Raw genomic sequence first — 6960 nt, forward strand, 5'->3', positions numbered from 1 at the left:
TCCTCGAGGAGGGCGACGCGGGCGGTGAGGTGGGCTTCCCGCCGGCGCAGATGCTCGACCAGCCGCTCGGCTTCGACCGCCCGATCCTCGGTAACCGTGAAGAGCGTTGCCGTCTCGACCCAGCGAGCCTCGGCCTCCCGTTCACGCTCCTCGGCTTGGCCGCCGCGGCGAGAGCGCGAGCCTCGGTCGCGTCGGCGTCGGCTGCGTCGGCGCTGGCGAGCGCGGCGGCGGCGGTGGCCAGCGTGGCGTCGCGGTCCTCTTCGGCCTGCTGACACCGGGCGCCGAGCTCGATCAGGCGGGCGCGTAGGTCGCCGCGTACCCGGTCGGCTTCCTCCAGCCGCTGGTCCGCAGCCTCGGCCCGCTCGCCGTCCTGTCGGGCCCGCTCCAGGGCGGCGGCGAGCTGGCGTTCCACCTCCTCCAGGTCCGCTCGGGGAACGTGGGCCGCTCGTGTGGCCCGTGTGGGGGCCACCGAAACCTCGGCTGTCGCAACCAGCGGGTCGGCCGCGGCTGCCGGCACCATCGCGATCGGCGAGGTGGTGGTCACCGGCATGCCGGCGACGGGGATCGCCAACAGCCAGGCGACCGCGGGCCAGTCCCGGTCCGCGGTCGCGGCCTCGGCGGCCTCCAACGCGCGGCTCGCCTCCTCCTTCGCCAGCGTGGTCCGCCCGGCCCGTGACCCTTCGCACCACCGCTTGAACAGGCAGAAAGCCGTAAGCGTCGCGGATTCCCGGTCGGGCTCCGGAAGCTTGTTCAGATAGCAGACGATCTGGTCCCAGTCGAGTTTCGTTTTCCCTGTGAACCGCCGCTCGATCTTCTTTTTCTCGGCGTCGTGACCGGGGTCGCCCACCGGCAGCGAACAGCAGGACTTCCACGGCACCTGGTAGAGGGCGTGCAGGAGGTGGAAGAACAGCAGAAGACACCGGTGGTCGCGGGAGACTCCGTTGTCGATGGCAGGCCAGCGACCGCCCTGATCCTTCGGGTTCCCGGTCACCGCGGCCCTATTTTCCCTGGTGGGCAGGCGATCCAGCGCTCACTGTCGCTACCTCCACCGGGTAGCGACAGTACCGGTGGACGGTTGCGACACCATCTGGAGAAAGACCGTCGCCGGTGGTGGTGCGGGGTTGCGACGCACATTGCTGTGTACTCCCGAATGTCTCTATTGACATGCGAAGTTACGGCACTTGTCGGGGGATCAGGGCAGACGATAAAACATCCCCAAAATTAACTAGCCATACACCCGATAACAAAGGACGTACGTCATGCCCCCAACCCGTACGAGCATGTTGCTGGCCCCGCTCCCGGCCATGGCGCTGGTGGCCGTGAGCGCGTACTATCTCGGCTGGCTTCCGGCGCTCACAGCGGCGCTGACCTACGCCGTCCAGCCCCGGGTGCCCTACACGCCGACCCCCGGCCAGAGCGCCCCGCGCGTCGCCCACCCTCGGCGCGAGGATCCAGATGATCATGATTGCCGGTAGGTCTGGCGACCATCTGGATAGTCAGATCAAACTAGTCTGAACGGGCTACGTCGAGGATATCCGTTGTTGCTGTGTCGACTTCCGGAGTGCACCGCCAGGTCAGGGCCCCGGAAAGTCGCCGGAAAGTCGGCCGACGACCGGCGTGTCGCCAGGCAGGGTCGGGAGCCACCCGCACGGACGACCCGCAGTGGTCCGAGGTCGTCGTGAGGAGTTCGGCCTCGGCCCACCGCCGGGCGTCGGCAGGCGGGCAGCCCCGACGAGGCCGCCGAGCTCCTCCGCAGCGAGGGCATCGAGGTACCATGAGCCAGGCCGCGGGATAGGTTGGGTCGGCAGCCATATCCGTCCCGCCAGTGGCGGCGCCGGGCCGTACTGGACCCGACCGGCATGCTTTTCTCGTCACCGCTGGCTGAGCGGGTAGTGGCCGTCTACACCGACGCCTACTTCGCCCAGCGCCTTTCCCAAGCCGAGCACACCGCGGCGTTCGCGAGCGACCATCCGGGCCGCGTCGTTCCGGTGGTCGTGGCTGACTGCTCGATCCCTGAGCTGTACGCGCCGCCGACCCGGATCGAGCTGCTCGGGTTGGAAGAGGACGACGCTCGCCGCCGGCTTCTCGACGGAGCGTCGGCGGGCTTACCTGGGTCCGGTTCACCGGTCACCTTTCCGGGCCGAGCGGAGTTCCCCCGGCGGCTGCCGCGGATCTGGAACGTCCCGGCCCGAAACCCGTTCTTCACCGGCCGCGACGACCTTCTCCGGGCGTTGGACGGCCGCCTGCGTCAACCCGACGCGGAGGCAATCGCTGTTGTGCCGCTGCGAGGAATGGGAGGTGTGGGCAAGACCCAGCTCGCAGTCGAGTACGCTCACAGACGCGCCGCCGGATACCAGATCGTGTGGTGGCTCAACGCGGAGAACCCCACGCTGGCGACCAACGGGCTGGTCGAACTCGCGGCGGCACTGGGACTACCTACGGCGGGGTCCCCGGCCGAGGTTCTGCGGTTGCTGTGGTCCGCCTTGGCGGCCGGGTGGCCCGGGGGACTACAGGAAGGAGTGGACAATCACTTCTCGATGGCCGTCACGGCTGAGGACAGTGAAGTCGAGGACAAACTCTTCCTGGTGAACCCCTGCGGCTGGCACTGGTCCGAGGTAACGGCGACCTCCTTGGTTCTCGGAACTTCCCGTCGTCGCGCGGCGTTACTTCGACTACTACATCGAGCGGACGTTGCGCCGCGAGGAACCGGACTATCCGTGCTGAAAATGCCCGCCCGCGCCTGGACCGGAGCGCTGTGGCCCAGGCGTCCGTGCGGGTCGGTACGTGCGCGCGCCGCGTGTCGTCCCGGTCGGCTCCGATAGCTTATCTGCGTCGCGGCACGGCCTCTGCGCTCGAGCGCGGAGCTGCGTGAAGGGAGCACTGGTGGCGGATTTCCTGGTCGAGCTCTTCTCGCTGCGGGAGCGCACCGCGGTGGTGACCGGAGCGACCTCCGGTATCGGCCGCGGCATTGCCCTCGCGCTTGGCCGTGCCGGCGCGCGGGTGGTCGCGCTCGGCCGCCGTGCCGACGCCCTGGAGTCCGTAGTGGAGGAACTCCGCGATGCTGGCGGCGCCGCCGCAGGCATCCGGTGCGATCTGGCCGATCGCGCCGAGCTGAGCAAGGCGGCCGATCAGGCGGCCGAACCGTTCGGGGAGCCCGACATCCTCGTCACCTCGGCAGGCGTGAACATCAGACCGCCCTTCGGCGGTCTGACCGACGAGGAGTGGGACCTGACGATGGCGGTGAATCTCGACGCGCCCTTCCTCCTGGGCCGTCGGTACGGCCCAGGAATGGCGGAGCGCGGCTGGGGAAGGATCATTAATCTGGCGTCGCAGCAGTCGATCCGCGCGTTCGGCAACAGCGGCGCGTACGGGGTGTCCAAAGCCGGTGTCGCGGCACTGACTAGGTCTCAGGCCGAGGCTTGGTCGAAACGCGGTGTGTGCTGCAACGCGATCGCTCCGGGATTCGTCCGGACACCGCTTACCAAGACCGTCTTCAACGATCCGGAGCGGGCGACGGCAATGGCCAATCGAACAATGCTGGGGCGAAACGGCGAGTTGTCGGACCTGGTGGGCGCCGCTGTGTTCTTGGCCGGCCCCGCCGCCGTCTACCTGACCGGCCAGACGCTGTTCGTGGACGGAGGCTTCTCCGCTACCTGACGGTGGGTTCCACCGCCCTGGCGCGGCCGGGAGTTCGATCCAGCAGCCCGGCGGGTGTGCCGCCGCGCTGCCCGATCGGAGCAGGTCCCGAAGCAGGGGCGAATGCGCCTTGGCGACGTCAAATCCGGTTCCGGTCGCATCGACGATGTGGTCGAAATGGTCGATCCGGCTCCGGCCCCCGGCAGGGCACGCGTGACCGCGAAGCCGTAGCCTGATCGGCTTACGTCCAGCACGCCAGTGCGAAGGTCGAGCTGCCCGGTCTCGATGAACTCCCACAGCTTGACGGCGTTCTCGATCGGAATGCAGTGGCGGTACATACCCCAGAACACGTACTGCTCCCGTATGAATCGTTCCTTCGTCGCGGGAGGGAGCGTCCTAAACCAGCGCAGCAAGCGTCTCGCTTGCATATCCGCAAGCGAAAATGCTGGCCTGGCTGGCAGTTCGTAAGTAGTCGGAAGTCTTGTGGTTGATCGGTGCCGGGGTCTCATCAGTGTTGGCTGTGTGTGGTTCGCTGGCCGTGTTGGGTGATCTCCGGCTTGTCGGGATGGTTTGCTGCGGTGCGTGACGGCTACGGGGGCTACGGGGGCTACGGCAGGCCGGTGACGGTGACCGCGCCCGGCCCGTCGAAGGCGATCGGCAAAGAGCTGTTCACGAACCGGTTCCTCGCGATGCTGCTCGTGGAGCGATATGTCGCGGGCCGGTCGCAGAACTCGCTGGTCACCGGCCTGGCCCGCCAGGGCGCCCGGATCTCGCCGGCGACGCTGACGGGGGTGTGCGCCCAGGTCGGCGGCCTGCTCACCCCGCTCGCCGAGAAGATCGTCGAACGGTCGCGCGGGTCGTGGCACCTGCACGCCGACGAGACGAGATGACCTGGCGGGTGTTCACCCCCGACGGCCAGGACACCTCGGCGCGCTGGTGGCTGTGGGTCTTCCTCGGCCCGGACTCGGTGTGCTTCGTGATGGACCCGACCCGGTCGGCGGCGGTGCTCGCCGGCCATGTCGGGATCAGCGAGACCACCGGCCAGCTCGACGGCGCCGGCGGCCCGCGCCGGCTGGTGATCTCCTCGGACTTCTACACCGTCTACGCCTCCGCCGGCCGCAAGGCGGACGGGATCGTCAACCTGTTCCGCTGGGTCCACGTCCGCCGCTACTTCCTGCGGGCCGGGGACGGCAACCCCGCCCAGCTCGGGATCTGGGCCCGCCAGTGGCGCGAGCGGATCGGCGCGCTCTACGCCACCCACGGTGACGCCGCCCGGCAGCATGCCCACACCCAACTTCCGACTACTTACGGCAGTTCTGCGACCCTGATCTGGCTGGCCGCCGCTACCAGGTAGCCGGGATCCGATACGGGTACGCGAACGTACCCGTATCCTGCTGGGTGGGCGAAAGGAGGCTGTCCATGGCGGATGCGAATGTGCGGATTCCGGCGGAGGCGCGGGATCGGTTGGCGGAGGTGGCGGCGGCGGAGGGGTTGTCGTTGCGGGCGTATCTGTCGCGGTTGGCGAGCACGCTGCTGACGCCGGCGGAACGTGCGGAGCGCGCCGAGCGGGCTCGGGCGGTGCTGCGGGAGTGGAGCGGCTACGACCCGACGGAGGAGGAAGCCGCGCAGGCCGATGCCGAGCTGAACCGTCGGCTGGGGCGGGCGTTGGGGCGGTGAGCGACGCGCTGCATGTGGTGCTGGACGAGACGGCGATGGTCTCGGCCGGCTACGGCAACGTGCTGGCGTCCCGGTTGATCCAGCGCGCTCACACCGTGCCGGGTCATTTTCTGTATGCCCCGGCGTGTGCGCTGGTGGAGGCGGACCGGGCCCGGCCGGGAACCGCCGAGCACATCGCCGCGCTGCCTGCGGTGACCATCGTGGAGTTGGACCTGGCGGCCGCGCTCGCGGTGGCCCGCGGTACCTGCTGGGCGCCGGCGCACGTCCTGTACGCGGCCGAGCCCACCTCGGAGCGTCCCGAGGGTGCGATGATCGCGACGGCGGTGCCGGATCGGTGGGCGGGCCAGCCGGTGCGTCTGTTGGATCTCAGCCCGTGAGCTGGTCCGGCCCGGCGGCTCCACCGCAGCCAACACCCGTCTTGGCGCCTGCGGGCGGGTCGTGGCTGCCGCCGTCACGGCAAGAAGACGGAAAGGGGAGCCGGGAGGGTTCGGCAGACGCTCGCTCACCTACCTCGGATACGGGCTGCGCGACATGTCCTGCGGCAAAGCTCGCTGACGCCACCCGGCCGGGTGAGGGCGAGTTCCTGGATGGACGTCTCGGGAAATCACGGCGCGGACTATGGTGGTGGCCGGGCAGAGCACCGTCCAGTTCCGCGTGGCCGGAAGGTTCGCCCTGATGATGATGCGATACGCGTTCCGCCTGTATGTGGCTGGGCAGTCGGAGCAGTCCAGCACTGCCGAGGAGAGTAACGAGGCCTATATTCATGCTCATGCTGGCAGGTGGACGCAAGCGCCACGCACTCGACCGAACCGGAGAGTGGAGGCCAGATGCGCCAGTCCCGATCAGCCCGTATCCCACGCCCATTCCTTGCTGCCGTGCTTGCGGTGAGCCTGCCGCTGCTGACCGGAATATCAGGGTCGGGTTTGTCCGCGTCCGCCGCTGCGGCCACCCGGACAAAGCTAACCTGGAAATCGTGTGAGAATGGGTTGGAGTGCGCGGCTCTGCCCGTTCCGTTGGACCACGCCAGGCCTGCCGCAGGCACGGTCAACCTGGCGTTGATCCGTGCTCCGGCCCGCCAGCCACACCGGCGGATCGGCTCGCTGGTAATGCTGGCCGGTGGGCCGGGCCAGTCGGGAGTCGGGTTCATCCGCGACTGGCTGGGCTTCTTCGGCGCGTCGTTGCGCGACCGTTTCGACATCGTCGGGTTCGACCAGCGGGGTGTCGGTGGGAGCGCGCCGGTCCGTTGCAGCAGCGGGCAGGATAATGATCCGCTAGCCGCCGCCTCCCCGTTCGCGATCCACTCCCGCGCTGGGAGTGAGGATGACGACGTGTACAAGGAGCTGGTTGACGACAGGCGTCAGTGGGCGCAGGGCTGCGTACGGTTCAGCGGCGCTGAACTGCCGTACCTGTCGACCGAGGCCGCGGCCCGGGATCTCGATCTGCTGCGAGCCGCGCTCGGCGAGGACAAGCTCACCTCTTACGGGGGATCCTACGGCACCGTGCTGGGCACCACCTACGCCAGCATGTTCCCGACCCGGATCCGGGCGCTGGTGCTGGACGGCGTAGAAGATCCGAACGTGTGGATGAACCAACCGCAGGAGGACCTACGCCGAATGGCTCAGGACTTCGAGACCGCGCTAGGGCCTG

Annotated in this window: 6 protein-coding genes and 2 pseudogenes; 7 read left to right on the top strand and 1 reads right to left on the bottom strand. The window is 68.8% G+C overall.

Going from position 1 to position 6960, the window contains the following annotated elements; all coding sequences use genetic code 11:
* Nucleotides 1-991: pseudogene (locus ACY5KJ_RS15760) on the bottom strand (hypothetical protein); the annotation flags it as partial.
* Between the two features lie 268 nt (nt 992-1259).
* Here ACY5KJ_RS15760 and ACY5KJ_RS15765 point away from each other — a divergent pair.
* From ACY5KJ_RS15765 to ACY5KJ_RS15795, 7 genes and pseudogenes are all read left to right on the top strand, one after another.
* Nucleotides 1260-1475, top strand: a complete 216-nt coding sequence (locus ACY5KJ_RS15765) for a hypothetical protein (protein ID WP_462186783.1) — start codon at nt 1260-1262, stop codon at nt 1473-1475.
* Nucleotides 1476-1859: 384 nt separating this feature from the next.
* Nucleotides 1860-2822, top strand: a complete 963-nt coding sequence (locus ACY5KJ_RS15770) for a hypothetical protein (RefSeq protein WP_462186782.1) — start codon at nt 1860-1862, stop codon at nt 2820-2822.
* Between the two features lie 58 nt (nt 2823-2880).
* Nucleotides 2881-3657, top strand: coding sequence for an SDR family NAD(P)-dependent oxidoreductase (locus ACY5KJ_RS15775; RefSeq protein WP_462203700.1), 777 nt, complete (start codon nt 2881-2883; stop codon nt 3655-3657).
* Nucleotides 3658-4247: 590 nt separating this feature from the next.
* Nucleotides 4248-4909, top strand: a pseudogene (locus ACY5KJ_RS15780) (IS66 family transposase); the annotation flags it as partial.
* A gap of 146 nt (nt 4910-5055) precedes the next feature.
* The gene (locus ACY5KJ_RS15785) at nt 5056-5313 is read left to right on the top strand and encodes a hypothetical protein (RefSeq protein ID WP_462186781.1); all 258 of its coding nucleotides are present in this window, start codon (nt 5056-5058) and stop codon (nt 5311-5313) included.
* Nucleotides 5310-5690 carry a PIN domain-containing protein gene (locus ACY5KJ_RS15790; protein WP_462203698.1) on the top strand — a complete coding sequence of 127 codons (381 nt, stop codon included), beginning with the start codon at nt 5310-5312 and terminating at the stop codon, nt 5688-5690. The genes ACY5KJ_RS15785 and ACY5KJ_RS15790 overlap by 4 nt, the downstream gene beginning before the upstream one ends.
* Before the next feature lie 609 nt (nt 5691-6299).
* On the top strand, nt 6300-6960 hold a 661-nt coding region (locus tag ACY5KJ_RS15795; RefSeq protein WP_462203699.1), incomplete at its 3' end, for an alpha/beta fold hydrolase.

This window comes from Frankia sp. CcWB3, from assembly GCF_977927595.1.

Excerpts from the sequence above, each read along its gene's own strand:
- ACY5KJ_RS15765 (WP_462186783.1), top strand. The coding sequence starts at position 1,260 with ATGCCCCCAACCCGTACGAGCATGTTGCTGGCCCCGCTCCCGGCCATG.
- ACY5KJ_RS15785 (WP_462186781.1), top strand. The coding sequence starts at position 5,056 with ATGGCGGATGCGAATGTGCGGATTCCGGCGGAGGCGCGGGATCGGTTG.
- ACY5KJ_RS15770 (WP_462186782.1), top strand. The coding sequence starts at position 1,860 with ATGCTTTTCTCGTCACCGCTGGCTGAGCGGGTAGTGGCCGTCTACACC.